This window comes from Mycobacterium sp. 48b, from assembly GCF_048282725.1.
In the GTDB taxonomy this organism is placed as follows: domain Bacteria; phylum Actinomycetota; class Actinomycetes; order Mycobacteriales; family Mycobacteriaceae; genus Mycobacterium.
The window spans coordinates 177404-202524 of the sequence record NZ_JBLVUL010000001.1; the positions used below are offsets into that span (position 1 = coordinate 177404).

Below are 25121 nucleotides of genomic sequence, written 5' to 3' on the forward strand. Positions count from 1 at the left end.
TCATCCGGTGACTCCCGCCAAGGTGCCGCCCGCCGGATTGGTTCGCGCGGTCGAACGCGTCCGTCATCACCTGCGTCGCGTGCATCAGCGCGCGGTCCCGCCGCCCGCGGCGATGCTGGAGATGATCCTGGGCGCCTGGGTCGCCCAGGGCATCACCGCCGCCGCACAGCTCGGGGTGGCCGACGCGCTGGCCGACGGCCCGCTGCGCGCCGAGGAGCTGGCGCGCCGGGTCGAAGCCAACCCGGACGCACTGGACCGGCTGATGCGGGCGCTGGTGAGCGAGGGCGTCTTCCGCCGCACCCGCGACAGCCGTTACGCGCTCAACGCGCTGGGCGACACCTTGCGTAAAGACGCGCCGGTCTCGATCGCCGGGATGGCGAAGTTCGTCGGCTCGCCGCAGCACCGCGAGCACTGGAGCCATCTCGCCGATGCGGTCCGCACCGGTGAGGCGGTCATCCCCAAGTTGCGCGGCAAAGGCGCGTTCGACTACATGGGCTCCGAGCCGGAACTGGGGGCGATCTTCAACGACGCCATGACCAGCATCTCCGAACTGGCCATCGCCCCCGTGGTGGCGGCCTATGACTTCACCCGGTTCGGCACCATCGCCGATGTCGGCGGCGGGCACGGCCGGCTGCTGGCCGCCGTACTGACCGCCACCCCGGCCGCCCGCGGGGTGCTCTACGACCTGCCGCAGGTGGTCGACGGGGCACCGGCGATGTTGGACAGGTACGGAGTGGCCGATCGGGTTCAGGTGGTTCCGGGGTCCTTCTTCGACAGTGTCCCCGACGGCGCCGACGCCTACCTGATGAAGAACATCATTCATGACTGGCCCGACGACGAGGCGCTGGCGATCCTGCGCAATATCCGCTCGGCGGCTGCGCCGGGCACCACCCTGCTGCTGGTCGAAGGGGTGATCCCCGACCACGACCGGGAGTTCCTGGGCAAGTGGACCGACATGGAGATGCTGATCGGCATCGCCGCGCGGGAACGCAGCGCGGACGATTACCGAAAGCTGTACGAGCAGGCCGGATTCCGGCTCACCCGCGTGGTGGAGACGGCGTCACCGTTCAGCCTGGTGGAGGGTGTGGCCGTCTAATCCTCGTTGGCACACGGCGAGGTCGCGGACACGTCGAGTCTGTAGGTCCCGGCCGGACTGACTTCAGCCCGTACCGAGACGCTGTACCCGCGACTGTCCTCATAGGCTTTGTTGTTCGGCGGTTCCGGCTCCGGGCGGGTCCACGGGATGGGTTGGAACCCCTCGTTGAGCAGGGTTTCGCTACGGGTGAGGGCCGCCTGGACCAGTTCGGGTGCGGGATCGGGAATCGAGGCATTGCGGTACACCCGCCAGGGCGGCCCGTCCGGCATCATCCCCGCATTCGTGCGGCAGCCATGCAAGGCCGCGAAGGCGGGATCGGGATCGATGGGCCTGTCGACGATCATCGACACATAGCCCGCGACCACCCGTGCCGCCTCGGTGACAGTCAATGCAATCGGCTCCGTCATCGCCTCACCTTCGGTAGCAGGCCGATCCTTCCGGAAGAATCCACATGAAGTCGTGGAGACCAGCAATATCGTCACGAAAAGCGTTGTGATCAGCTTCATTTCACCTGTATCCGGGGCCCCTTGCCAGGATTGTCCGTCACCACCGGATTGTCCCACGGATGTTGCCGCCTTTCGTAGGATCCGTCATCGTCCCAGGGCAGTTCCGGAATTTTGGGGGCGCCGAAGCCGCGAGCCGTATCCGACGCCTCGGCCCGGAAGTTCCCGTCGTCACCGATATCGATATCCATATAGTTGGTCTCGATCCCACGCTCGACGTAACCGGTGGCCTCACCGCCACTGATGACGGCGACCATGTTTTTGAACGCGTCTGAATTCGGGTCGTTCCAGTATTCTCCGTGCGCGTTCTGCCCCACGATCACCTCGCCGTGGTGCCCACCCCCGAGCCCGTAGTAACCGGTGTCCAGGCGGGTGACCCCGGGAATCTTGTCGGGGTCGGTCGCCGAGGGCAGGCCACCCAGCGGATTGCCCACCTGCCCGTCGACGGTGTGCGGAATCCCCGGTATCGAGTCGATCCATTGTTGATCGGTGGCGTCACGGGGCAGCGACTGAACCGGCCCGATCGGATCTCCCGGTGCGGTCATCGAGTAGCGCTGAACGTCCGGATTCGGGTTGGTGTATTCGCCGGTGAGAATGCCGGTGCCCGCCGAAGAGGCATGCAGGACGCGATCTGCGCGCAACCCCATCTGCTCGGCGGTTCCGACGATCGCGCCGCCGTAGGAATGGCCGATATAGGTAACCGGTGTGCCGGGCGCCCCCGCACCGACCTCCCGGTCGATCTCGTGGCCGAACGACACCAGCTTGGGCGCCATCGACGCAGCGTACGCAGGGTCCGTCGCATCGGTCAGCAGATCTTGGGGGAAGTCGTCGCCCATGTACAAAAAGACCGGCGATTCCGATTGATCTGCCAACGCCACCGCCGCATTGTGGTTCGAGCCGCTGCCGTTCAGGTTGGTGCCCGTGCCGGGAACCACCACACCGACGCCCTTGATTCCCGGCTTGATGTCACCGATCATCTCGATCATCCGCCCGTTGCCCTCGGTGGAGAATCCGACGAACTTCCGTGGCACCTTCTGACCGCTGCCTGGGGGAAATTCGATCGGGGTCAGCATGGCTTGCAGCTGCTTGACCCGTGCATCGTCGGGCGACGGTTTCTTCAGCTCTGCGTCCAACGCGTTGCGAATGTTGATGTTGTTGGCTTCGATCCTGGTGTCGAACGGCACACCGTCGGTATTGCCCATCACCTGCGGGTCGGCGAGCACCATCTCGTGCAGGGTTTCCGGGCTCAGCCCAGCCAGGAAGGCGGCCCGCTCGTCAGGTGTCATGCCGGCCAGCCGGTCGACCAACGCCCTGGGACTGTTCGGATCGGGTGCCTGCTTGGGATCCGGAGTGCTCAGCGCTGCCACCGCATCGCGCACTTGCTGTCCGACCTTGTTGTCGGTGGTCTCGAACTGAGCCAGCATCGACTTGAGCTCCACAGAGGCGTTCGCCGCCATCGCCTGCAACATCAGCCGGTTCACCGGACTCAACCTGGCGAAGAAATCGAGCGCACTGCCCGGGCGGATCGACACCGTGCCGTCGTCGGCGACCTGCCACCCCTGCCCTTCGAGCCGTTCGACGGTGCCCAGGATCCGGCTGCGTTGTTGCACCAGTTCGCCGCCACCGTCCTGCAAGGCGGAACTCAACTTCGTCAGGCTCTCGTGGAGCCGTTGCATGCGTTCCAGTGACGCTGTGGCACTGGCGATCGCGGCGTCAGCAGAAGCACCCGTCCAGCCGGCACGCAACTTGTCGATGACGGCTCGCTGCTGGTCCATCTGGGTCGCCAACGTAGCGGCGCGGCTGCCGACGTCGGTGCCGCTCTGCACCAGTGCCTCAGGATTCGACGACTCGACCTGAGAAATCGACACCGGCATGGTCAACCAGCTGGCTGGGCTGACTTCAGCCGGCGCGCGGACTCGTCGTCAGAGGTCTGGTACGCACTGGCGGCGGTGTTCAAATTGTCGGCATGCGTGCCGACCTCGTTGCCGATCGCCTGGACCGCGCTGTCCACGGTCGCCGCAGCCTGGCCGCAGGCCGCACCGCTCTGCAGGCCGGGCATGGCCGTTGCGGCCGCAGACAACAGCTGCCCGACCCCCAGCCCGGTGATGACCCCGCCTACCGCGGTCTCGGCGGCGGCGGCCGACCGCAATTCGGCCGGAGCAACTTTCAGCACGGAACCCACACGGGCAGCCTAACGCCGCAAAGAGGGTCGCTCAGACACCAATTCTCCCGTGCCGCCACACCTCGGCCCAACCGCGTGGAGCTAACCCGCGACCGGGTGACTTCCGGCGTCGGACGGCGTGCCCTTCAGACCGCGCCAGAACAAGTTGATCATCAGCTCGGCAGCCTCGTTGACGTCGGCGTCGCCCGTGCTGACCCGGCTGGCGATCGCCTCACCGGCACCCACCAACGCGACCGCCATCATCTCGAAGTCACTGTCGGGCTGAGGATTACGTGTTCCCGTACTGAGCAGCCGGGCCACCAGATCGATGATGCGGTCACGGCCCTCGCGGACGGTGTGCGCAAACGCCTGCGAGCTGGTGGCCTGGGTGTAGAGCACCATCCACGAAGCCCGGTTGGCATCGATGTAGGTCAGGAACGCGAGCACGGCGCTGCGCAGCAGATCCTTGGGGCTCTGGGTGAAGTCGATCTCGCCGCGCACCACATCCACGAACCGGGTCAGCTCCCGGTTCAGGCACGCCCCGAACAATTCCTCTTTGGAGCCGTAGTAGAGGTACAGCATCGGTTTGGAGATCTCGGCCTCCGCGGCGATCGCGTCCATCGAGGTCTCGTGGTAGCCGTTGACCGAGAAAATCTGCACCGCAGCGTCGAGCATCTGCTGTTCGCGTACGGCTCGCGGCAGCCGCTTGGTTCCACCTGCCATCCGAACAGGATAAACGTCGGGTTGACGGTCGCGGCAGCAGCTCAGCGACTCGCAGCGCGGGTGAGTTTCCGTACCCGAAAACCGGGTGCAGTGGTGTACTACGTCGGCGGCATCGTTGCAGGAGATCACCGTGCCGCCGAGGAGGTCGCACGCTATGCCGGATGGTGAGATCGCCGGCCCGATGATCGACGTGTTCGACGGGGTCCACGATGCGGTGCCCGACGCCCTCGCCGAGCATCTGCGCCACATCCGGTTGATCGACCACCACGTGCACGGGGCGTTCCACGAGCCTGTCGACCGGGCCGGTTTCGAGGCGTCGATCAACGAAGCGTCCACGGACCCGATTCCGGATTTCATGACGCAGTTCGACTCACCGCTCGGCCTGTCGATCCGGCGTTGGTGCGCACCGGTTCTCGGATTGCCCAGCCGAGCCGGCGCCGACACCTACTGGGAGCGCCGCAGCGAGCTCGACCCTGACGAGTTGGCGGCGCTCATGTTGCCGCAGGCCGGCGTCGAACGCTGGATCGTCGACACCGGATTCCAAGGTGACCTCATCACCACCCCGCAACGCCTCACCGAACTCAGCGGCCGTCCGTCGTCTGAAATTCTGCGGCTGGAGCAGCTGAGCCAGAACCTTCTGGAGTCCGGCACCAGGCCCGAGGAGTTTCCCGCCGCGTTCCGGTACGCGCTCGCCGAAGCGGTTGCCTCGCCGGAAACGGTGGGCACCAAGACGATTGCGGCCTATCGCACGTCGTTCGACATCGACTGGTCACGCCCCGCCGATCAGCTGGTGATCGAGCACGCCAGGGAACTGGCTGCCCGGGATCGGCAGCGGGTGGACAGTCCGGTGCTGATCGCGTTCGGGGTGCACGAGGCCGCCGACCACGGGTTGCCCATCCAGGTCCACGTCGGGTTCGGCGACCGCGACCTCGATCTGCACCGCACCGACCCGATGCTGTTGCTGCCGTTGCTGCGCACCATGGCACCGGTTCCGGTGCTGCTGCTGCACTGCTACCCGTTCCACCGTCAGGCCGGGTACCTCGCCCAGGCCTTCGACCAGGTGCATTTCGATGTCGGCCTTGCCGTCAATCACCTCGGGGCACGCTCGAACACCGTGGTCGCCGAGGCGCTGGAGACAGCGCCGTTCGCCAAACACCTGTACTCCTCGGATGCCTTCGGCCCACCCGAGTTACACCTGTTGGGCTCGGTGCTGTGGCGCCGCGCGATGGGACTCACGCTGGGTGAGTGGGTGCGGACCGGGGACTGCAGCGAGGCCGACGCGATCCGCATCGTCGACATGATCGGCGTCCACAACGCCAGTCGGGTCTACTCGCTGTGAACCCGGCGCACCGGACTCAGCAGTGCACCCCGCCCTTGGCGTCGATGTTGCGCTGCACCGCGGCATCCACGGCGGCCTGGTTCAGCTGGCCATCGGCCAGGGCCTTCTCCAAACCGTCCAGCACCGCGGGCACCTCGTCGGTGGTGATCCACAGCGCGTTGTCGGCCCCGGCCTGCAACGCCTTCAGGACCGCCGCCGCCACGCCGTAGCGCTGGTTGATCGCGGCCATGCTGGACAGGTCGTCGGTGTAGATGACGCCGTTGAATCCGGGCCCGCCGTAGTTGCCCGAGCGCAGCAGGTCATACGCCGCGGGGCTGAGGCTCGCCGGATCCGTTCCGGTCAGGCCGGGCACCTCCAGGTGTCCGACCATCACGGCGACCGGGGCCTGGGTGGTCAGGGTGTGGTAGGGCACGAGGTCGTTGGCCTGGAGCTCCGCGAGCGGCGGCGTGGTGACGACACCGGCGGTGTGCGAGTCGCCCGAGCCGTGACCGTGGCCGGGGAAGTGCTTGAGCACCGGCAGCACCCCGGCATCCCGCAGGCCGCGGGCGTAGGCGCCGGCGTAGTCGGTGACCTTGGCCGGGTCGTCGCCGAAGGAACGGTCTCCGATGACGGTGTCGTCGGCATCTGAGGTGACGTCGACGACGGGCGCGAAGTCCACGGTGATCCCGAGATCGCGCATCTTCTTCCCACGCTCCAGCGCGATGCCGTACACCTCGTCGGCGGACTTGGTCGAAGCCAGCACCCGGGCCGACGGCTGCTCGCCGATCAGCGAGGCCAGCCGCGACACCCGGCCGCCTTCCTCGTCGACGGTGACCGCGAGCGGCAGCGGGCCTGCGGCCGAGATGTCGGGGAGGGAGCCGTCGGTGAGCATCGACAGGTCGGTCCAGCTGCCGATCATGATGCCGCCGACATGCTGCTCGGACACCACGGTGCGGGCGTCGGCCGCATCTTTGATGCCGACGGTCAGCAGCTGGGCCAGTTTGTCGCGGGGTGACAGGCCGGCCAGGTCACACACCGGGGCAGCCGGCATCGGCGCGTGGGTGGACATCGGCTTCGTGTCCGAGGATTGGGACTCTGGCGCCGGAGTGCTCGGAGAGCAGGCCAGCAACAGCCCGGACAACGCTGCGAAAGTTGCGACGAGACGCGGTGAAGCCATGGGCCCCGACCTTAGCCGCTGTGCAAGCGGTAATCGATTCTCTGCGTGTCGACGCAGGTCCACCTCACACGGATCAGGGGGGTCGCCATGCTAGGTTGGCCGGGTGAATCGGTTCGTCGTACCCTCCGCGGCCAGCATTGTCGTCGGCCTGCTGTTGGGGGCGGCTGCCGTCTTCGGTGTGACGCTAATGGTGCAGCAGGACACGAAGCCTCCTCTGCAAGCGGGCGACCCTGCGTCATCGGTGCTCAACAGGGTCGAGTACGGCGACCGGTCCTAGCTTGGATGTGCCGCTGACGCGGCGGGCATCTGACTCGTCACTGTCGCGGCGCTGGTTGTGGGTGGTCGCCGCGGCGACGCTGCTCCTGACTTTCGCCCAGTCGCCCGGAGAGATATCACCCGACACCAAGCTCGACCTGACCGCGAATCCGCTGCGGTTCCTGGCGCGCGCCTTCAATCTGTGGAACAGCGATCTGCCGTTCGGGCAGGCGCAGAACCAGGCCTACGGCTATCTCTTCCCGCACGGCACCTTCTTCCTGGCCGCTGATCTGCTCGGAATTCCGGGCTGGGTGACCCAGCGACTGTGGTGGGCACTGCTGCTGACCGTCGGCTTCTGGGGCTTCATCAGGGTCGCGGAAGCACTCGGCATCGGCAGCACCAGTTCACGCGTGCTCGGTGCGCTCGCGTTCACGCTGTCACCGCGGGTGCTGACCACACTGGGCGCGATCTCGTCGGAGACGCTGCCGGTGATGCTGGCGCCCTGGGTGCTGCTGCCGATCATCCTGGTGTTTCGCGGGGATAGGAACCTGCGGCTCATGGCCGCCCGGTCCGCGGGCGCCGTGGCGCTCATGGGTGCGGTGAACGCGGTCGCCACACTGACGGGTTGTCTGGCCGCGATCATCTGGTGGGCCTGCCACCGGCCGAATCGGTTGTGGTGGCGATTCACCGCGTGGTGGGCGCTGTGCGGGGTCCTGGCCGTCACCTGGTGGGTGGTGGCGCTGCTGCTGCTCGGCCGGATCAGCCCACCGTTCCTGGACTTCATCGAATCCTCGGGTGTCACCACACAGTGGATGTCGCTGACCGAGATGCTGCGCGGTACCCACACCTGGACCCCGTTCGTGGCGTCCACCGCCACTGCGGCCGCGTCGCTCGTGACGAGCACCGTCGCGGTGCTGGCCACCACGCTGGTGGCGGCCGCCGGCCTGGCCGGGCTCGCGTTGCGCTCGATGCCCGCCCGCGGCCGACTGATCACCATGCTGCTGATCGGCGTGGTGCTGCTGGCCCTGGGCTATTCCGGCGGGCTGGGCTCACCGGTGGGGGCGGCCGTTCAGGACTTCCTGGACGGGACCGGCACGCCGCTGCGCAACCTGGCCAAGCTCGATCCGGTGCTGCGGCTGCCGCTGGCGCTGGGCCTGGCGCATCTGCTGGGTCGGATTCCGTTGCCCGGCAGCGCGCCTCGGATGGTGTGGGTGCGCGCCTTCTCCCGGCCCGAACGCGACAAGCGGATCGCGGTGGCGATCGTCGTGCTCGCAGCGATGGCCGCCGGAACCTCGATCGCCTGGACCGGCCGCATCGCCCCGGCCGGTACGTTCACCGCGATTCCGCAGTACTGGCACGACACCGCGGACTGGCTGGATGAGCACAACACCGAACGGGGCCGGGTCCTGGTCGCTCCGGGCGCCCCGTTCGCCACCCAGACCTGGGGCAACAGCCACGACGAGCCGTTGCAGGTGCTCGGATCCAGCCCATGGGGGGTGCGCGATTCGATCCCGCTGACACCGCCTGAGACGATCCGCGCGCTCGATTCGGTGCAGCGGTTGTTCGCCGCCGGCCGACCGTCCGCCGGGCTCGCCGACAGCCTTGCCCGGCAAGGCATTTCCTATGTCGTGGTGCGCAACGACCTGGATCCCGACGTATCCCGTTCGGCGCGGCCGGTATTGGTGCACCGCTCGATCGAGGGCTCTCCCGGGCTCACCAAGGTCGCCGAGTTCGGCGACTCGGTGGGACCGGGAACGCTGGAAGGCTTCGTCGCCGACAGCGGCCTGCGGCCCCGGTATCCCGCCGTCGAGATCTACCGCGTCGACACCGGCGGAACCAATCCGGCCGCGCCCTATCTCGTCGACACCGATGCGATGACCCGGGTGGCCGGCGCACCCGAGGCTCTGCTGCGCCTGGACGAACGCCGCCGCCTGGCCGGTAAACCCCCGCTGGGGCCGATGTTGCTGACCGCCGACGCCGAACGGGCCGGGCTGCCGGTACAACCGGACGGAGCCGCCGGGGTGATCGTCACCGACACCCCGACCGCGCGCGAGATCGACTACGGCCGCGTCGATGACCATGCTTCCGCGATCCGCACGCCGGACGATGCCCGCCACACCCACAACCGGGTTCCGGACTATCCGGCCGAGGGTGCCGCGCCGGTGTACGGCAAGTGGAACGGCGGACGGGTTTCGGTGTCGAGCTCCGCGGCAGACTCCACCGCGCTGCCCAACGTGGCACCGGCCACCGGGCCTGCCGCGGCCATCGACAGCGACGGCTCGACGTCGTGGGTGTCCAACGCCCTGCAGGCCGCCGTCGGGCAGTGGCTCCAGGTCGATTTCGATCACCCGGTCACCAACGCCACGCTGACCATCACCCCCAGCGCGACCGCCGTCGGCGCCCAGGTCCGCCGGATCGAGGTCGCCACCGCCACCGGCACCAGCAGTCTGCGTTTCGACACCGCCGGTCAACAGCTGACCGTCCCGCTGCCGGTCGGCGAGACCCCGTGGGTGCGGGTCACCGCGGTCGCCACCGACGACGGTTCGGCCGGTGTGCAATTCGGCATCACCGACCTGTCGGTGACCCAGTACGACGCGTCGGGCTTCGCCCATCCCATCAACCTGCGGCACACTGTCGAGGTCCCCGCGCCACCGGCTGATTCCGTTGTCGCCCAATGGGATCTGGGAACAGAACTCCTGGGCCGGACCGGGTGCGCGGACAGTCCCGCCGGCGTGCGGTGCGCGGCGGCGCTGGCGCTGGCCTCCGAGGAGCCCGTCAACCTGAGCCGCACGCTGAACGTGCCCAGCCCCACCGACGTCGAGCCGACCGTGTGGATCCGGTCGCGTCAAGGGCCCAAGCTGGCCGATCTGGTCGCTCAGCCCGGGACCACCCGCGCCTCCGGCGACGCCGACCCGATCGACGTCCTCGGGTCGGCCTACGCCGCCACCGACGGCGACCCGCGGACATCCTGGACCGCTCCGCAGCGCGTCGTCCAGTTCAAGGCACCGCCCACGCTGACGCTGAAGTTGCCCGCACCGACCGAAGTCGGAGCGCTGCGGATCGATCCCGGCGCAGGCCAACCGCCCGCACACCCGACGCTGGTGGCCATCGACCTGGGCGACGGTCCGCAGACAACCAAACTGTCCGGCGACGGCGAACCCCGGACCGCGAAGCTCAAGCCTCGGGTGACCGACACCATCACGGTGTCCCTGCTGGGGTGGAACGACATCATCGACCGCACCTCGCTGGGCTTCGATCAGCTCAAGCCGCCCGGCCTGGCCGAACTGACCGTCCTCGACGTGCACGGCAAGCCTGTCGCCGCGGCCGACTCCGCCACCAATCGCAAACGGACAGTGTCACTTCCGTGCGGACAGGGTCCGATCATCGGTGTGGCCGGGCAGTTCGTGCAGACCTCGGTGCGCACGACCGTGGGGGCGCTGCTCGACGGCGATCCGATTGCCGCCCACCCCTGCCGGACCGGGCCGATCACCCTGCCCGCCGGTCAGCAGGAACTGCTGGTCAGCCCCGGCTCGGCGTTCGTCGTCGACGGTGTCGTCCTCAACACCCGGGCCGCAGCCCAACTACGCACGGCCACAACCACTCCCGTCGAAACCCCGGTGTGGTCACCGGATCGGCGCGAAGCGCAGGTGCCGACCGCCGCCGGCGCCAGGGTCCTGGTGGTGCCCGAGAGCGTGAACCCGGGCTGGATCGCGCGCAACGCCGATGGTGCGGCACTGACTCCGGTGAAGGTCAACGGCTGGCAGCAGGGCTGGGTGATCCCGGCCGGCTCAGGCGGTCCGGTGACGCTGTCCTTCCCCTCGAACCGGCCCTACCGCATCGGGTTGATCGCCGGGCTCGCGCTGCTCCCGGTCCTGGCCCTGCTCGCACTGTGGCCGGCCCGGCGCCGCGTTCCGGATCTCGAACCGGTGCGGCCATGGCAGCCGGCCCCGATGCTCGCCGGCGCGGCGGTGCTCGCGGTGGGGACCGCCATCTCCGGCCTGCCCGGCCTACTGGTGGCCGGTGGCGCGCTCGGGGTGCGTTACGCGCTGCGCGACCGCGACCGCTGGCGGGACAACCTGACCGTGGCGGTGGCCGCGGGCGGGCTCATCCTGGCCGGCGCGACGCTGAGCCAGTACCCCTGGCGGTCGGTCGACGGCTACGTCGGGCACTCGCCGTGGGTCCAGCTGCTCGCGCTGCTGTCGATCACGTTCGTCGCGGCTTCCACGGTCACGCCCCAGCGAACTTCTGAGCGGACATCAGACCCCGTCCGGCTGCCCGAGGCGGAACCGGCCGACCACGGCTGAACTGGGGTTGTGCCGAATCATCCGGTGGAGCTGTTGACAACGTGGGTATCCAGTACTTACGGTACCGGCACGCGTGGCGCAGTCCCGGAAATCGCTTTGCTGTGCAGGGGATCGCAGATGGCGGACCTGGATTGGGCACGACTGGATGCAGTAACTACGCACCCGGTTGACAGCCTGGCCCATCAGGCTTAGCTGTGTTCGCGCGGCTGCGCACTATTCGGTGCGTACGGCTGCGGTGTCGGCGACGGAGGGGTTCGCCGACACCGCACGCTCGGGGGGACTGCGCGGACGGTCCCCGATACGCGCCGGCTATACCGTTCGTGACGGTCCCACAGCAAAAATTTGTCACAAACGGTCGCCTCGGCGTGCGTCAGGCAGGCGCTGCCAGCGCCCGTGCGTCCTCATCGGCGAACGTGTCCTCCAGCGTCAGCGGCGAGTAGTCGAGGTCGATCTCCTCCAGCGGGCGACCCCTGGCGCTGCTGATGGTGCCGAATCGGCGCATGCCCTTGTCCGCCGAGTACTGCATGAACTCGTCCTGCACCAGACCGAACGGGATGTCCGGTGCGTAGAGGGCGAAGCCCTCCTCGGTGAGTCGCAGCGCCAGTGGGATGAGTTCGTTCATCCGGTCTTCGAAGACGCCCCAGTTGGCATCGTCGGCGGCGACGTGGCGCCGGCACGTGAAGGTGCCCCACGCCATGTGTCGGCGCTCGTCATCCCCGATCCGCCGGACCAGTTCCTGCATCCCGGGCAGAATCCCCCGGTCGACGCAAATCTTGTGCCACGCATAGTATCCCGTGAGCGCCAGCATTCCTTCGACGATGTGGTTGTAGGTCACCGACGCCCGAACCTGGGAGGCCGGCGACGGGTCGGAGTACAACGCGTCCAGCGACTCGGGCAGTTCCTCGTAGAACACCTGCCGGTACGCCGGAAGCTCGTCGAAATAGTTGTGCAGATCCTCGGTGATCCCGACGGCGTCGAGCCACATGCGGAACACCTGCGTGTGTTTGGCCTCCTCGAACGCGAACTGCGTCAGGTACATCTCGTCACCCAGGCGCCCCTCGGCCTGCATCGCACTCATGAACGGCTGGATGTCCTTGGTGACGGCCTCCTCGCCCGCGATGAACTCCGCGCACAGCCGGGTGGCGTACTCGCGCTCCCGGTCCGTCAACGCTTCCCAGTCCGCCCGGTCGCGGGAGAAATCGATGTCAGCCGGATTCCAGAACTTCGCATTCCCGCCGGCGAACAACCGCAACGGCACACTGTCCCAATTGAGACCACCCTTGGCCAGGGAACCGAACTTTGTGTGTGACATGGGAATTGACCTCCTCAGGTCTGGCGGGCTGGTTGATCTGATGCTGAGAAAGCGGCCGACAACACGCCGACGAGGCGGCGCACAGCCAGTGCCGGCTGTTCCGGGGTTTGCTCATCCAGGCCGAGCACCGGGTCCATGCCGCGCACATAGGGCGCCAGCGCCAGGTGCGGAATGATCATCAACAGCAGCGACAACAGCGCGTCCGTGTCGGCATCGGCCCGCAGATCACCCCGGTTCTGCGCGTCCCGGACCAGAGGGCGGAGCACCTCGAGATAGTGACGGTGGATCACCGTGCGCACGCTGACGCGGGCATCCGTGTCCACCTCGAAGCTCGCTGCGGCGTGCAACGAACGGTCCTGGGGATGGTCGGCGAAGTAGGCCACCCAGTCGTCGAGCAGGTCGGTCAGGAACTCGAAGAACGGCCTGCTCGGATCGAGCACGCGAATCCGGTCCTCCATGTACCCGCGCACGCGCTGGCTGCCGATGTCCGCGATGAAGGCGTACAGATCGCGCTTGTCCGCGAAGTACTGGAACAGGCTGCCTTTCGCGACGCCCGCCTTACGGGCGATCACGTTCAGGCTGCCGCGGGAGTACCCGTGCGCCCCGAATTCCGCCTCGGCGGCATCCACCACCGCAGCTCTGCGAGCGGGATCCAATCGTGCCCAGGTGACTGTCGGCATCTGACTCTCCAGCCTGTATGACCACTGGTCATATTACTGTGATCGGCCTCACAGTCAAGGAGTCTTCACCGCGATCAGATGGTGCGAGACCGGCTCGCCTTCGACCCAACGCTCAACCGCCTGCTCGATGGCCAGGTCGTTACCCGTCAGTCGGGTGCGGTGCTGTCGCACGTGCTCGTCCCAGGACCGCACCACGAACGCCTCGACGAACACGCCTTCCCGCTCGACGGCGCGGAACAACCGCCATTGGCTGGCCCCGGTGCGCTGCCGGGACCGGCCCAATACACCCATCGCGGCGAAGAACTCGGTCTCGTGCTCGGCTTCGACCCGATAGGAGGTCAGCACCAGGACCGGACCGTCCGGCGGCTCCGGCTCGAACACCAGGGCGGGCTCGGGCCAGTGCGCCGACGGGGTCATGTCGAGATCGCCGGTGCGCGCATGCAACGGCCACCACCACGCCGATGCGGCACAGAACACCAACAGCCCGGCGCTGACCAACAACGCCGTGATGGTGCCTGCGGCACCGGCGACCAGCCCCCACACCAGCGAGCCGACGGCCTGACCGCCCATGAACGTCAACTGATACACCGACAGCCCACGGGCCCGCACCCAGGCGGGCAGGCTCAACTGCATCGACGCGTTGAGTGTCGACAGCGCCAACAGCCACGACGAGCCGCCGACGACAAGCGCCGCCAGCACGATGCCGAAATTGTGGACCAGTGCCAGAACCGCAGTGGCACCGCCGAATCCGAGCGCCGCCACGATCAGCAGGGTGTTGAGGCCGAATGCGAACTGCAAGCGGCCCAGGGCGAAGGCGCCGAGCACCGCCCCCACCCCCAATGCACCCAGCAGCAAGCCGTACCCGGACGACGACGCCCCCAGTTGACGCTGGGCGACCACCGCGAGCAGCCCCCACAGCGCGCTGCCCGGCGCGATGAACAACACGGCGCGCAGCAGAATCCGGCGGATGATCGGCGAGCTCCGGATGAACCGGCCGCCGGCGCTCAGCGCGGCCAGCGGCCGCTCGGCCGGCAGAAGCTGCTCGGTGACGGGCCTGCGCCAGAGCAACAGCACCACCACGATGCCGACGAACGACACCGCGTTGAGCGAGAACACGAGGGTCGGACCGGACAGCGATACCAGCGCCCCGGCGATCGCCGGGCCGATCGCCCTGGCGCCGTTCATGCTCATGCTGCCGAGTGCGGCGGCAGCTGGAATCTGTTCGCGGGGAACGAGGTCCGGCTGGATCGCCTGCCAGGCCGGGGCGGTCAGGGCCTGCCCGCAACCGATGAGGAACAACAGGGTGAGCAGCACCGTCGGGGTGGCCAGCCCGGCACCGGTCAGGGTCGCCAGCGCCGCCACCCCGGCCGCCATCGCACCCTGGGTGGCGAGCAGCAGCCTGCGCCGGTCGACCAGATCGGCGAGCACGCCCGACGGCAGGGCCAGCAGCATCACCGGCAAGGTGGTCGCGGTCTGCACCAAGGGCACCAGCACCGGAGCCCGCGGATCACCGACCAGCATCCACTGGGCACCCACCGTCTGCATCCACGTTCCGAGGTTGGAGACGAACTGCGCGATCCACAGCGCCCGGTAGATCGGCGACGACAACGGCGCCCACGTCGACGTTGCGGTGACGGCCATCTACCTGATCGTGCCAGTGCCGCTGGGGCATAGTGAGGACATGGCTGAAGTCCGCAACATTCCCGAAGCAAGCGAGTACGAGATCACTGTTGACGGCAAGCATGCCGGCCTCGCGGCCTATGTCGACTCCGGCGATCAGCGCATTTTCCATCACACCGAGATCGACGACGAGTTCGGCGGCCAAGGCCTGGCCGGCGAGCTGGTGTCGGCTGCGCTGACCGATGCCCGCGCGGCAGGCAAGCGCATCGTGGCAGTCTGCCCCTACGTCGCCAAGTACGTGCAGAAGCACCACGACTTCGACGACGCCCTCGACGCCGTCACCCCCGAGGTGCTGGCCGCGGTCGAAGCCGCCGACTAGACCTTCGTCGCGGTCACCAGGAAGCCGGGCATGTGCGTGCGGCCTTCGGGCAGGACCGCGTGCAACCGGGCCGGACGGATCTCGTCCACCTGCCAGTACTTCGAAACCTCCTCGCGCAATTGGCCTTCGGTGAACTGGGTCGGGCCGGGCCCGTCGTGCTCGCCGAACGCTCCGACACCGAACGCCAGGATGTAGAACCGCGCACCGGGAGCCGCCGCGCGCTGCATCGAGCGCAGGTAACCGTCCCGCAGTTCATCCGGCAGGGCATGCAGCAGCCCGCTGTCGAAGATCGTTCCGAACCGCGCGTCGTAGCCGGTGAGCGACGAGATGTCGGCCGCCGCGAACGTGACATCGGTCAGCCCGCGTTCCTCGGCCGCCGCGGCCGCCGCGGCCACGGCCGTCGGACTGAGGTCGATGCCGACGACGGTGTGCCCCCGCGCGGCCAATGCCAGTGCCAGCTCGGCATGACCACAGCCGGCATCGAGCACCTCACCATGTACGGCGCCGTCGGCGTCGATGATCGCGGCATATTCCGGCTGGGGTGCACCGATGCTCCAGGCCGGGGTCTGCTGTTGCCGGTAGGCATCGTCCCAATCGATCCGATGAGTCATGTCATCCATCCGTTCATTTAGTTCAAATTTGTACTATATTGACTGTAGGCCGAGATCTACGGGCTGACAAGCGAGTACTTCACACTGTTCAAACCTGAACCAATTGGCCGATCGGAGGAGCATGGCGCGCAAGCTGTCCACTGCCGAGGAGCAGGCCTGGCGGCCCTACATCGAGTCCAGCCTGCGCCTGGAAACACTGCTCGACGAGCGACTCCGGGAGGCCACCAACCTCACCCTGATCGACTACCACCTGCTGATGATGTTGGCCAATGCCACCGATCATCGCCTGCGGATGAGTGAACTGGCCGAGAAGATGGTGTTCTCCCGCAGCCGGATCACCTACCAGATCAACTCGATGACCAAGCGGGGCCTGGTGCTGCGCGAACCGGTCCCCGAGGACCGCAGGGGCTACCGCGCGGTGCTGACCGCCACGGGCGCCGAAGCACTGCGCATCGCCGTGCCCCTGCACAGCGAATCGGTGCGGGAACTGTTCTTCGCCCAGATCAAGCCCGACGAACTCGAGTGCATCGAGCGGGTATTCACCCGGCTGCACACCCACTTGCAGACCGACCAGTTGCAACCTGACGACGGAAAGCAGACACCATGACGTTCACCGCAGCCGAACTGGCCTACCTGCGCGAACAGCCGATCGGACGGCTGAGCACCGTCGGCCGCGACGGCGATCCGCAGATCCGACCGGTCGGCGTCCACCTCAGCCCCGACGGAGCCGGAATCGACATCGTCGGACACGCCCTGGCGTCGACGCAGAAGTGGCGCAACGTACTTCGCAACCCGCGGGTGGCGTTCATCGTCGACACGGTGCTGTCGGTGCGACCACCGGACGCCCGCGGAATCGAAATCCGCGGTACTGCAACCGCATTGTCCGGGGCAGGCACCACCGACGGCGGGCTGTCCGGCGACATCATCCGGCTCACACCGCGCCGGATCATCAGCTGGGGACTCGACGGTAGCGGCACCTCCGCACGCGACTGGGCCGAATCCCCGCACGCAACGGACTGACCGACCTAGCATCGGCAGCGTGCCGACAGTCAACACCGCCCACGGATCCATCGACACCACCGACCTCGGCGTCACGCTCATGCACGAGCACGTCTTCATCATGAGCAGTGAGCTGACCCAGAACTACCCCGAGTCCTGGGGCGACGACGCCAGCCGGGAAGCCGACGCGATCGCGCGGCTCACCGAACTCAAATCCCGCGGCGTCGACACCATCGTCGACCTCACGGTGATCGGACTGGGCCGCTACATCCCGCGCATCGCCCGCATCGCCGAGGCCACCGACCTCAACATCGTCGTCGCCACCGGGTTCTACACCTACAACGACCTGCCGCTGACCTTCCACTTCAGCGGACCCGTAGTGGGTCTCCCCGAACCGATGACCGAGATGTTCGTCCGCGACATCGAGAACGGCATCGCCGACACCGGGATCAAGGCAGCCATCCTCAAATGCGCCACCGACGAGCCGGGCGTCACCCCCGGCGTCGAACGGGTGCTGCGGGCGGTCGCCCAGGCCCACCGGCAGACCGGGGTGCCGATCTCCACCCATACCCACGCGGCCAGCCGGCGCGGCCTGGAACAGCAGCGCATCTTCGCAGAGGAGGGCGTCGACCTGTCACGGGTGATCATCGGCCACTGTGGCGACACCACCGACCTCGGCTACCTCGAGGAGTTGATCGGCAACGGCTCCTACATCGGCATGGACCGCTTCGGTGTGGATGTCTTTCTCCCGTTCGAGGAGAGGGTCGCGACCGTGGCCACCATGTGCGAGCGCGGCCATGCCGAGAAGATGGTGCTCTCGCACGACACCTGGTGTTATTTCGACGCACTACCCGACGACCTGACCTCCCAGGCCCTTCCGAACAGCCACTACCTGCACATCCACAACGATGTGCTGCCCGCCCTACGCGAGCGCGGGGTCACCGAGGAGCAGATCACCACGATGCTGGTGGACAACCCACGCCGGATCTTCGAGCGCAAGGGCGGCTACTGAGATGACCGAGGCTTTTCCGACGATCCCCACCCAGGTCGCACTGCTGGCCGAGGCCGACCCCGACCGGCCGGCGGTGACCTGCCAGGGCATCACCCTCACCCGAGCCGAACTGGAGCGCTCGACGAATCGACTGGCCCGCGCCTATGCCGAACTCGGTGTGCGACAAGGTGATTACGTCACCATCAGTTTGCCAAACTCGATCGAATGGGTGCAGGCCGTCCTGGCCACCTGGAAACTCGGTGCGGTGCCGCAGCCGCTGTCGCCCCAACTCCCGGACACCGAGTTCGCCGGGATCCTGGCGCTACGCCCCCGGGCCCTGGTGGTCGGTCGCGACGCGGGCGAAACCGCCTGGGTTCCAGCCGGTTTCACTCCCGATACCAAACTGTCCGATGCACCGCTTCCCGAGGCCGTCGCGCCGACGTGGAAGTCGATGGCCTCCGGCGGCAGCACCGGGCGACCGAAGCTGATCGAGGCGGGCGGCGACAGCCGGGTGCCCGCCCTGATCGGTGTTCCGCTGGGCGCTCAGCCAGGTGACGTCACTTTGATGTCGGTGCCGATGAGTCACAACACGGGCTTCACCACGTTCGCCATCGCCTTGTTGCAGGGCCACCACCTGGTGCTGATGCCGCGCTTCGACCCCGCCGAGTTCCTGCGACTGGTCACCGAACACCGAGTGACATTCCTGACCACGGTGCCCACCATCATGCAGCGGTTGCTGCCGGTGTACCGCGCCGACCCGAAAGCCTATGACCTGTCCAGCATTCGGCGGTTCTGGCACGTCGGCGCACCCTGCCCGCCCGCGGTCAAGCAAGCGTGGATCGACCTGCTCGGCCCCGAGGCGCTGTGGGAACTGTACGGCGGCACCGAACTGCAGGCGCTGACCTTCATCTCGGGTGAGCAGTGGTTGCGGCATCCGGGATCCGTCGGCGTGGTGGTGGCCGGTGAGATGAAGGTGCTCGACGACGATGGCCAGGAGTGCCCTGCGGGGGTGACCGGCGAGATCTACATGCGACCCGGCCCCGGCAGCGCACCCACCTACCGCTACGTCGGCAGTACGGCCAAGAGCCGCGACGGCTGGGACTCCCTCGGCGACCTCGGGTATTACGTCGATGACGGTCCCGACCGCTTCTTCTATCTCAATGACCGGCGGGTGGACATGTTCACCGTCGGCGGGAAGAACGTCTACCCGGCCGAGATCGAAGCCGCGCTGGCCGAACACCCCGACGTACTGTCCTGTCTGGTCGTCGGGGTACCTCACGAAGATCTGGGTCAGGTGCCGCACGCCCTGGTGCAGGCAACCGACGGATCAGACCTGGACGAAACGGCGGTGCAGGCATTCGTGCGCGCCGGTCTGTCCGGCTACAAGGTGCCGCGCACCGTGGAGTTCGTCGCCACCCCGCTGCGTGACGACGCGGGCAAGGCCCGTCGCACGGCGGTGCGTGACGAGGTCATCGCGCGGCTGGAGCAGGCTCGGGCTCGTCGGTGATCGAACTGTCCAGCGGCGGTACCGGGCTCTCGTTCCGGTACTCCCAGCGCCGCAACGCTTCCCGGCACGGCGATTCCACCAGCGCATAGCTCACCGCGGCGAGGGCGAAGCCGAACACCAGGGTCAGCACCAGCACCACCAGCATCTGCCCGTTGAACAAAAACTCCCCGATCATCGGGAACACCATGGCCAACGCCGCCAGATGCCAGACGAACAGGCCGTACGACCAGCGGCCCAGCGTCACCATCACCCGGTTGCCCAGAATCGGGTGTCTGGTGCCGGGATGATCGAGGACCAGCGGAGCCAGCAACGCGCCCGCGACGATCGCGCCCATCGCGGTCTTCAGCGTCACCTGGCCGACCGAGCCCGGGCGCAGCCCTTCCAAGCCGGCCAGCGGCGAGGCCGCGATCCCGAACGCCACCGCGGCGATGACACCCATCAGCACCCGGCGCCGGGCCAGGCGGTGCGCCCAGCCGAATGGGCTCACCGTGAGTTCAGCCAGCACCATGCCCGCCGCGAACCAGGAGAAGAACGCCGGCGGCCAGTTCCACGGATTGAGCCCGGTGGTGCCGGAGAACGGGATGCGCACCCACAACAGGCTCAGCGCCGCCAACGCGACGATCACACCGATGCGGGCCCGCACCGGCAGTCGTCGCGCCAACAGCGCCAGGATCGGCAACGCCAGATAGAAACTGACCTCGACCGACAGGCTCCACATCTGGGTCAGCCCCGCGGTCAGGGTCAGGGGGACATAGATCTGGGTCAGGGTCAGGTTCGCCAGCCACACCGTCAGGTCAGCCTTGGCCTCCGGGAGCAGCAGGATGATCACCACGACGGCCACCACGTAGCCCGGCATGATGCGCACGATGCGGGACCGCAGGTAGTGCCCGGTGCGCGGGCGGGGGCGCAACCCACGGGCGGCCGCGGCGTGACCGCGCCACAACAGGAACCCCGAGAGCGCGAAGAACACGGCGACCGCGAGATCGAACCGGCCGAAGAACCGGCCGCTCACCCCGGTGGTGTGTCCGGTCTGGAAGGCGACGTGGGTGAGCACCACACCCATGGCCGCACAGGCGCGCATGCCTTCGACAGCCGGCAGGAAGCTGCGGGTTCCTCCGACCTCTACATCCGGACCGGTTTCCGGCTCCGATGCTCGGGTGGCCACGGCGACCAGTGTGCCGCGCCACGGCAACCCCGCCAAACTGCGGGTCAATGCACCCGCGGCGTGCCGCCGGAGTAAGTGATGGCCTTAAATAGTGCTGTTAGGGTCGAACGGGTTTGCCTCACGACGAGTTGGCCCACACCGAAGGAGGCCCGGTTTGAACCGCGCAGTGGCGCTGCGTATCGCGGCATGTGGACTGATGGGGCTGGGTGCAGCCCTGCTCATTGCCGCACTGTTGCTGACCACCTACACCAAGGGCAAGATCGCCAAGATCCCGCTCAATCTGGACACCAGCCTGGTCAGCGACGGAACCGCGACCGCTTTCGATCCGGAATCGCTGGTGGCCGAGAAGTTCTCTGTCGACCGCAATGTGCCGGTCGCCCTCCAGCAACAGGTCAGCGTGGAATCACCGTCCAACGCCGAGGTGGTGACGCTGCAGGTCGGCAGCACGCTGCGGCGCACCGACCGGCAGAAGGACGCCGGTCTGCTGTTGGCGATGGTGGACACCGTCACGATGAACCGCGGCACCGCGCTGGCCGTGTCCAGCGACAACAACCCGGGCGGCGCCCTGCAGAAGCCGCGGGCCATCGAGGACGAGAAGCCGCCGACGAACGTCGCGCTGCCGCACGAGGGCCTGACCTACCGGTTCCCGTTCGACACCGAGAAGAAGACGTACCCGTTCTTCGACCCGATCGCGCAGAAGCCGTTCGACGCGAACTACGACGGTGAAGAAGACGTCAACGGGCTGACCACCTACCGGTTCATCCAGAACGTGGGCTACGACTCCGACGGCAAGCTCGCCGAGCCGGTCAAGTACTCCTCGCTCTACGAGGACGACGCCGACAGTTCGGTCACCGCAAGCCCCGAGATGTGGGGTGTCCCCGGCGAACCCGACGAGCGGATCACGATGGACCGCTTCTACGCCGCGCAGCGCACCTTCTGGGTCGATCCGGTGTCGGGCACCATCGTCAAGGCACAGGACCACGGCTACCAGTACTACGCACGTGACGCGCTCAAGCCCGAGGTGACCTACGTCGACTACAAGGTCACCTACAACGAGGAGACCGTGGAGTCGCAGGTCGCAGCCGCTCAGGACGAGCGTGACCGGGTGTCGCTGTGGACCCGCGTCCTGCCGATCACGTTCACCGCACTGGGCCTGCTGGCCCTCGTCGGTGGCGCCGTGGTGGGGTCGTTCGCGGTGCGCGCCGAGTCCACCCTGATCGATCCCGGACTCGACACCGCCGATCACGGCTTCTTCGACACCCAGGGCTTCCAGGTTCCCGGCGCCGAGGCCAAGACGGAGAAACTGCCCGCCCAACGACCGTCCGACCTACCACCGGACCGGCCGGTCTGAGCCTGCGCTCTGCTCTGCTGCCGGCCTACGCGCTGGCACTGTCGTTGCTGATAACCGGGCCCCTGCTGGGGCCCGGTTATCTGCTTTTGCGCGACGCGGTCTCCACGCCGCAGTCGTATCTGACCGACGCGGCACTGGGGCTGACCGAGGCCGCACCGCGGGCGCTGCCCCAGGACTTCTTCGTCGCCCTGACCTCGACCGTGCTCGACGGCGGGGTGGTCGTCAAGATCATGTTGGTGGCTGCGCTGTGGCTGGCCGGCTGGGGCGCCGCGCGGCTGGCCTGCACCGGGCTGGGATCCGGTTTGCCGGGCCAGTTCATCGCGGCGACGCTGGCCGTCTGGAATCCGTACGTCGCCGAGCGGTTGCTGCAGGGCCACTGGAGCCTGCTGGTCGGTTACGGCTGCCTGCCCTGGGTCGCGGTGTGCGTACTGCGTCTGCGAGCCGATGCCTCGGCCGCGGCCGGGTGGGGCCTGATCTTCTGGATCGCGCTGGCCGGGTTGACTCCGACCGGTCTGATGCTGGCCGCGACGGTGGCCCTCGTGTGCGTGGCGGTTCCCGGCCAAGGCCGGCGGCGCCTGCCGGTCGCCGCGCTCGGGTTGGGGGCGGCGGTGCTTTCCGCGACGCCGTGGCTGGTGGCTGCTGCTGTCGGCGGCACAGTGTCGTCCCCCGAGTCGGCGGCCGGCGTTCACGCCTTCGCGGCCCGGGCCGAGCCCGGGCTGGCCACCCTGGGCAGCCTCGCAGGCCTCGGCGGCATCTGGAACGGTGACGCTGTACCCGACTCACGCACAACGCTTTTCGCACTGGTGGCCAGCGCGGTACTGCTCGGCGTGGTCGCTCTCGGCCTTCCCGTTGTGGCACGCAACCGCACGGCGGCACCGCTGCTGATCCTGGCCGCAGCAGCAGTACTGATTCCGGCAGCCATGTCCACCGGCCCGGGGCTCGCATTTGTCGATGCGACGATCCGGGCAGTGCCCGGCCTCGGCGTCGTGCGCGACGGACAGAAATGGGTGGCTCTGGCCATACCGGGCTACGTGCTGGCCGCCGCCGCTGCGCCGGTCACGTTACGCCGGCTGCGGGTGCCCATGGCCGCGACGGCCGCGGTGGGCTGTGCTGCCCTGATCGCGGTCCTGCCCGACCTGGCGTGGGGTGTGGGCAATCAGATGAGGGCCGTGCAGTATCCGCCCGGGTGGACCGCGGCTGCGGCGGCGATCAATGCCGATCCCCGTCCCGTGGCCGTTCTGCCGCCGGACAGCATGCGGTTGTTCTACTGGGCCGGTGCCGCACCGGTACTCGATCCGTTGCCCCGGTGGCTGCGCGCCGAGGTGCTGTCGACGGGCGATCTGGTGATCGGCGGCGAAGTGGTGCCCGGAGAGGGGACGCGGGCCCACGCGGTGCAGGACCTACTGCGCTCGGGCGCAGACCGACAGACGGTGGCCGACGCGGGTGTCGGCTGGTTGGTGGTCGAAACCAACGGTGCGCCGGCAGAGCTCGACCTTCCGGTGGCCTACCGGGACGGCGATATCGCCGTGTACCGGATGGGCGGTGACCACCCGGCCTCGCCGCACCGAAGCCTGTTGATCGCGGCACACCTGGTGTGGCTGCTGACTCTGGTCGGTGGGGCAGTGGGGATGACGGTCAGCGTCTGGCGAGCCAGAACTTCTTGTTGACTTTGAGCTGACGCTGCATTTTTGCGGGTAGCGGTGTGCGTGGTTTCAAAGTCAACGGGCACCGCCCCGCGGAATGACCGGTGCGGCTACACCAGTCCGCTGACATAGGTGCCGTCGTGCACCGATCCGAGCACGGTGCGCATCGCGTCCGCGCTGAGCCGCCAGGAGAATTCGTCGCTGCGGGTCTGCGCCTTGCTGCCCAACTGGACGCGCATCACCGGGTCACCGAGTAGCTGACGGATTCCCGTCACCAGGGCGTCGCGATCCTCGACCAGCAGCCCGGTGACCCCGTCGACGATCGAGTCGGTCAGCCCGCCGGATGCGCGATAACCGATGGTGGGCACCCCATGCTGAGCAGCCTCGGTGACGGCGAGCCCCCAGCCTTCTTTGCGCGAGGGCAGTACATGCACCCAACTCTGCTGCAGCACACGGTGTTTGGTCTCTTCGTCGACGTGGCCGTGGAACGTCACCGAATCGGAGATGCCGAGAAGTTCGGCATGCTCGACCAGCCGCTGCTGCCACCAGCCACCGCCCAGGATGTCCAGGTGCAGCCCGGGCACCTCGGCACGCAGCGCTGCCACCGCCTCCAGGGCGTCTTCGATCTGCTTGTGCGGCACCAGCCGTGACAGCACGACCAGCCGCGGACTGGTCGACCGGGGCAGCTCCAGCGTCGGGCTGGGCGCCTCGTCGAGTCCGTTACGCACCACAGCGATCCGGCCGGAGTCGACGCCGAGTTCGTTGAGATCACGGGCCGAGGGCAGTGACACGGTGACGTATTGGTTGCGACGGTGCAGTCGAGGGGAGAGTTTCGACTCGACGAACCAGCCGATCCGGCCCTTCATCGGGCCTGCCACCGGCCACAGTTCCCGGTGGCAGTGATGCACGAGCACCGCGACCCGGCGGCCGAACGCCAGCCGCGCCAGGAACGGCAGTCCGTTCTGGGTGTCGACGACCACGTCGGGCCGGACCCTGCGTAACGGACCGAGGCCGACGCGGGACGCCACCATGGCCAGTCCGGCCCAGATGTACACGCTGTAGGGACCACCGGCCCGGTTGATCTGCACGCCGTCGACCACCTCGCGGCGGGCCGCCCCCGGGTAACGCGCGGTGCGCAGCGTGACGTCGACGCCGTCGTCGGCCAGACAGGCGCCGATCCGCTGCAGATAGGCCTCGCTGCCACCGCCCTGGGGGTGCCCGGTGTCACGCCAGCACAGGAGCAGGACGCTCCGCAGGCGTGGGGCAGGACGGGCAGACATCGTGTTGAGGGTACCGGTCAGTAGGTTGAGCGGGTGCAGCCCAGCG

Annotated in this window: 22 protein-coding genes; 11 read left to right on the top strand and 11 right to left on the bottom strand. The window is 67.9% G+C overall.

The annotated features are described in order from the left end of the window. The first annotated feature begins 7 nt into the window (after positions 1-7). Complete coding sequence (locus tag ACNQR1_RS00825; RefSeq protein WP_418043286.1) at positions 8-1096, top strand: methyltransferase; 1089 nt, start codon at positions 8-10, stop codon at positions 1094-1096. On the opposite strand, the gene ACNQR1_RS00830 is transcribed toward ACNQR1_RS00825, so the two are convergent. The 4 genes from ACNQR1_RS00830 to ACNQR1_RS00845 form a co-directional block, all read right to left on the bottom strand. After that, a complete protein-coding gene (locus ACNQR1_RS00830; protein WP_418043288.1) occupies positions 1093-1503 on the bottom strand; it encodes a hypothetical protein in 411 nt (136 codons plus the stop codon). The two genes, ACNQR1_RS00825 and ACNQR1_RS00830, sit on opposite strands and share 4 nt — an antisense overlap. Positions 1504-1598: 95 nt before the next feature. Further along, on the bottom strand, positions 1599-3473 hold the full coding sequence (locus ACNQR1_RS00835) for an alpha/beta hydrolase (RefSeq protein WP_418043290.1): 1875 nt from the start codon (positions 3471-3473) through the stop codon (positions 1599-1601). A 2-nt stretch (positions 3474-3475) separates the two neighbouring features. Then, positions 3476-3781, bottom strand: a complete 306-nt coding sequence (locus ACNQR1_RS00840) for a hypothetical protein (RefSeq protein WP_418043292.1) — start codon at positions 3779-3781, stop codon at positions 3476-3478. Between the two features lie 81 nt (positions 3782-3862). Next, positions 3863-4483 (bottom strand): TetR/AcrR family transcriptional regulator, encoded by a 621-nt coding sequence (locus tag ACNQR1_RS00845; RefSeq protein WP_418043294.1) that lies wholly within the window; start codon positions 4481-4483, stop codon positions 3863-3865. Positions 4484-4637: 154 nt separating this feature from the next. Here ACNQR1_RS00845 and ACNQR1_RS00850 point away from each other — a divergent pair, with 154 nt between their 5' ends. After that, entirely contained in the window at positions 4638-5822 is a 1185-nt protein-coding gene (locus ACNQR1_RS00850) for an amidohydrolase family protein (RefSeq protein WP_418043296.1), read from the top strand. Between the two features lie 16 nt (positions 5823-5838). On the opposite strand, the gene ACNQR1_RS00855 is transcribed toward ACNQR1_RS00850, so the two are convergent. After that, a complete protein-coding gene (locus tag ACNQR1_RS00855; RefSeq protein ID WP_418043298.1) occupies positions 5839-6978 on the bottom strand; it encodes a glycoside hydrolase family 3 N-terminal domain-containing protein in 1140 nt (379 codons plus the stop codon). 103 nt (positions 6979-7081) lie between these two features. Here ACNQR1_RS00855 and ACNQR1_RS00860 point away from each other — a divergent pair, with 103 nt between their 5' ends. Next, the gene (locus ACNQR1_RS00860; RefSeq protein ID WP_003891682.1) at positions 7082-7255 is read left to right on the top strand and encodes a DUF2613 domain-containing protein; all 174 of its coding nucleotides are present in this window, start codon (positions 7082-7084) and stop codon (positions 7253-7255) included. A 7-nt stretch (positions 7256-7262) separates the two neighbouring features. Beyond that, positions 7263-11537: an alpha-(1->3)-arabinofuranosyltransferase domain-containing protein gene (locus ACNQR1_RS00865; RefSeq protein ID WP_418050225.1), complete on the top strand. Its 4275-nt coding sequence runs from the start codon at positions 7263-7265 to the stop codon at positions 11535-11537. A gap of 370 nt (positions 11538-11907) precedes the next feature. Here ACNQR1_RS00865 and ACNQR1_RS00870 read toward each other — a convergent pair whose 3' ends face one another. The 3 genes from ACNQR1_RS00870 to ACNQR1_RS00880 are packed head-to-tail and all read right to left on the bottom strand — an operon-like array spanning position 11908 to position 15170. Continuing rightward, on the bottom strand, positions 11908-12849 hold the full coding sequence (locus ACNQR1_RS00870; protein ID WP_418043300.1) for a R2-like ligand-binding oxidase: 942 nt from the start codon (positions 12847-12849) through the stop codon (positions 11908-11910). Between the two features lie 14 nt (positions 12850-12863). Next, the gene (locus tag ACNQR1_RS00875; RefSeq protein WP_418043302.1) at positions 12864-13529 is read right to left on the bottom strand and encodes a TetR/AcrR family transcriptional regulator; all 666 of its coding nucleotides are present in this window, start codon (positions 13527-13529) and stop codon (positions 12864-12866) included. 54 nt (positions 13530-13583) lie between these two features. Beyond that, the gene (locus ACNQR1_RS00880; RefSeq protein WP_418043304.1) at positions 13584-15170 is read right to left on the bottom strand and encodes an MFS transporter; all 1587 of its coding nucleotides are present in this window, start codon (positions 15168-15170) and stop codon (positions 13584-13586) included. Positions 15171-15210: 40 nt separating this feature from the next. Between ACNQR1_RS00880 and ACNQR1_RS00885 the strand changes: the two genes are divergently transcribed. Beyond that, entirely contained in the window at positions 15211-15528 is a 318-nt protein-coding gene (locus ACNQR1_RS00885) for a GNAT family N-acetyltransferase (RefSeq protein ID WP_418043306.1), read from the top strand. Here ACNQR1_RS00885 and ACNQR1_RS00890 read toward each other — a convergent pair. Next, positions 15525-16139 carry a class I SAM-dependent methyltransferase gene (locus ACNQR1_RS00890; RefSeq protein WP_418043308.1) on the bottom strand — a complete coding sequence of 205 codons (615 nt, stop codon included), beginning with the start codon at positions 16137-16139 and terminating at the stop codon, positions 15525-15527. The two genes, ACNQR1_RS00885 and ACNQR1_RS00890, sit on opposite strands and share 4 nt — an antisense overlap. A gap of 121 nt (positions 16140-16260) precedes the next feature. Between ACNQR1_RS00890 and ACNQR1_RS00895 the strand changes: the two genes are divergently transcribed. From ACNQR1_RS00895 to ACNQR1_RS00910, 4 genes are read left to right on the top strand one after another with little or no spacing between them, the layout of a single operon-like run. Continuing rightward, complete coding sequence (locus ACNQR1_RS00895; RefSeq protein WP_418043310.1) at positions 16261-16746, top strand: MarR family winged helix-turn-helix transcriptional regulator; 486 nt, start codon at positions 16261-16263, stop codon at positions 16744-16746. Beyond that, positions 16743-17159: a PPOX class F420-dependent oxidoreductase gene (locus tag ACNQR1_RS00900; protein ID WP_418043312.1), complete on the top strand. Its 417-nt coding sequence runs from the start codon at positions 16743-16745 to the stop codon at positions 17157-17159. Before ACNQR1_RS00895 ends, ACNQR1_RS00900 begins: the two co-directional genes overlap by 4 nt. Before the next feature lie 19 nt (positions 17160-17178). Next, a complete protein-coding gene (locus tag ACNQR1_RS00905) occupies positions 17179-18150 on the top strand; it encodes a phosphotriesterase family protein (RefSeq protein WP_418043314.1) in 972 nt (323 codons plus the stop codon). 1 nt (position 18151) lies between these two features. Beyond that, on the top strand, positions 18152-19636 hold the full coding sequence (locus ACNQR1_RS00910; RefSeq protein WP_418043316.1) for an AMP-binding protein: 1485 nt from the start codon (positions 18152-18154) through the stop codon (positions 19634-19636). On the opposite strand, the gene ACNQR1_RS00915 is transcribed toward ACNQR1_RS00910, so the two are convergent. Continuing rightward, complete coding sequence (locus ACNQR1_RS00915) at positions 19599-20717, bottom strand: acyltransferase family protein (RefSeq protein WP_418050226.1); 1119 nt, start codon at positions 20715-20717, stop codon at positions 19599-19601. The genes ACNQR1_RS00910 and ACNQR1_RS00915 overlap by 38 nt on opposite strands. A 238-nt stretch (positions 20718-20955) precedes the next feature. Between ACNQR1_RS00915 and ACNQR1_RS00920 the strand changes: the two genes are divergently transcribed. After that, entirely contained in the window at positions 20956-22152 is a 1197-nt protein-coding gene (locus tag ACNQR1_RS00920) for a DUF3068 domain-containing protein (protein WP_418043318.1), read from the top strand. 14 nt (positions 22153-22166) lie between these two features. Further along, the gene (locus ACNQR1_RS00925) at positions 22167-23819 is read left to right on the top strand and encodes a hypothetical protein (protein ID WP_418050227.1); all 1653 of its coding nucleotides are present in this window, start codon (positions 22167-22169) and stop codon (positions 23817-23819) included. Between the two features lie 86 nt (positions 23820-23905). On the opposite strand, the gene ACNQR1_RS00930 is transcribed toward ACNQR1_RS00925, so the two are convergent. Then, a complete protein-coding gene (locus tag ACNQR1_RS00930) occupies positions 23906-25075 on the bottom strand; it encodes a glycosyltransferase family 4 protein (protein WP_418043320.1) in 1170 nt (389 codons plus the stop codon). Positions 25076-25121 lie beyond the last annotated feature (46 nt).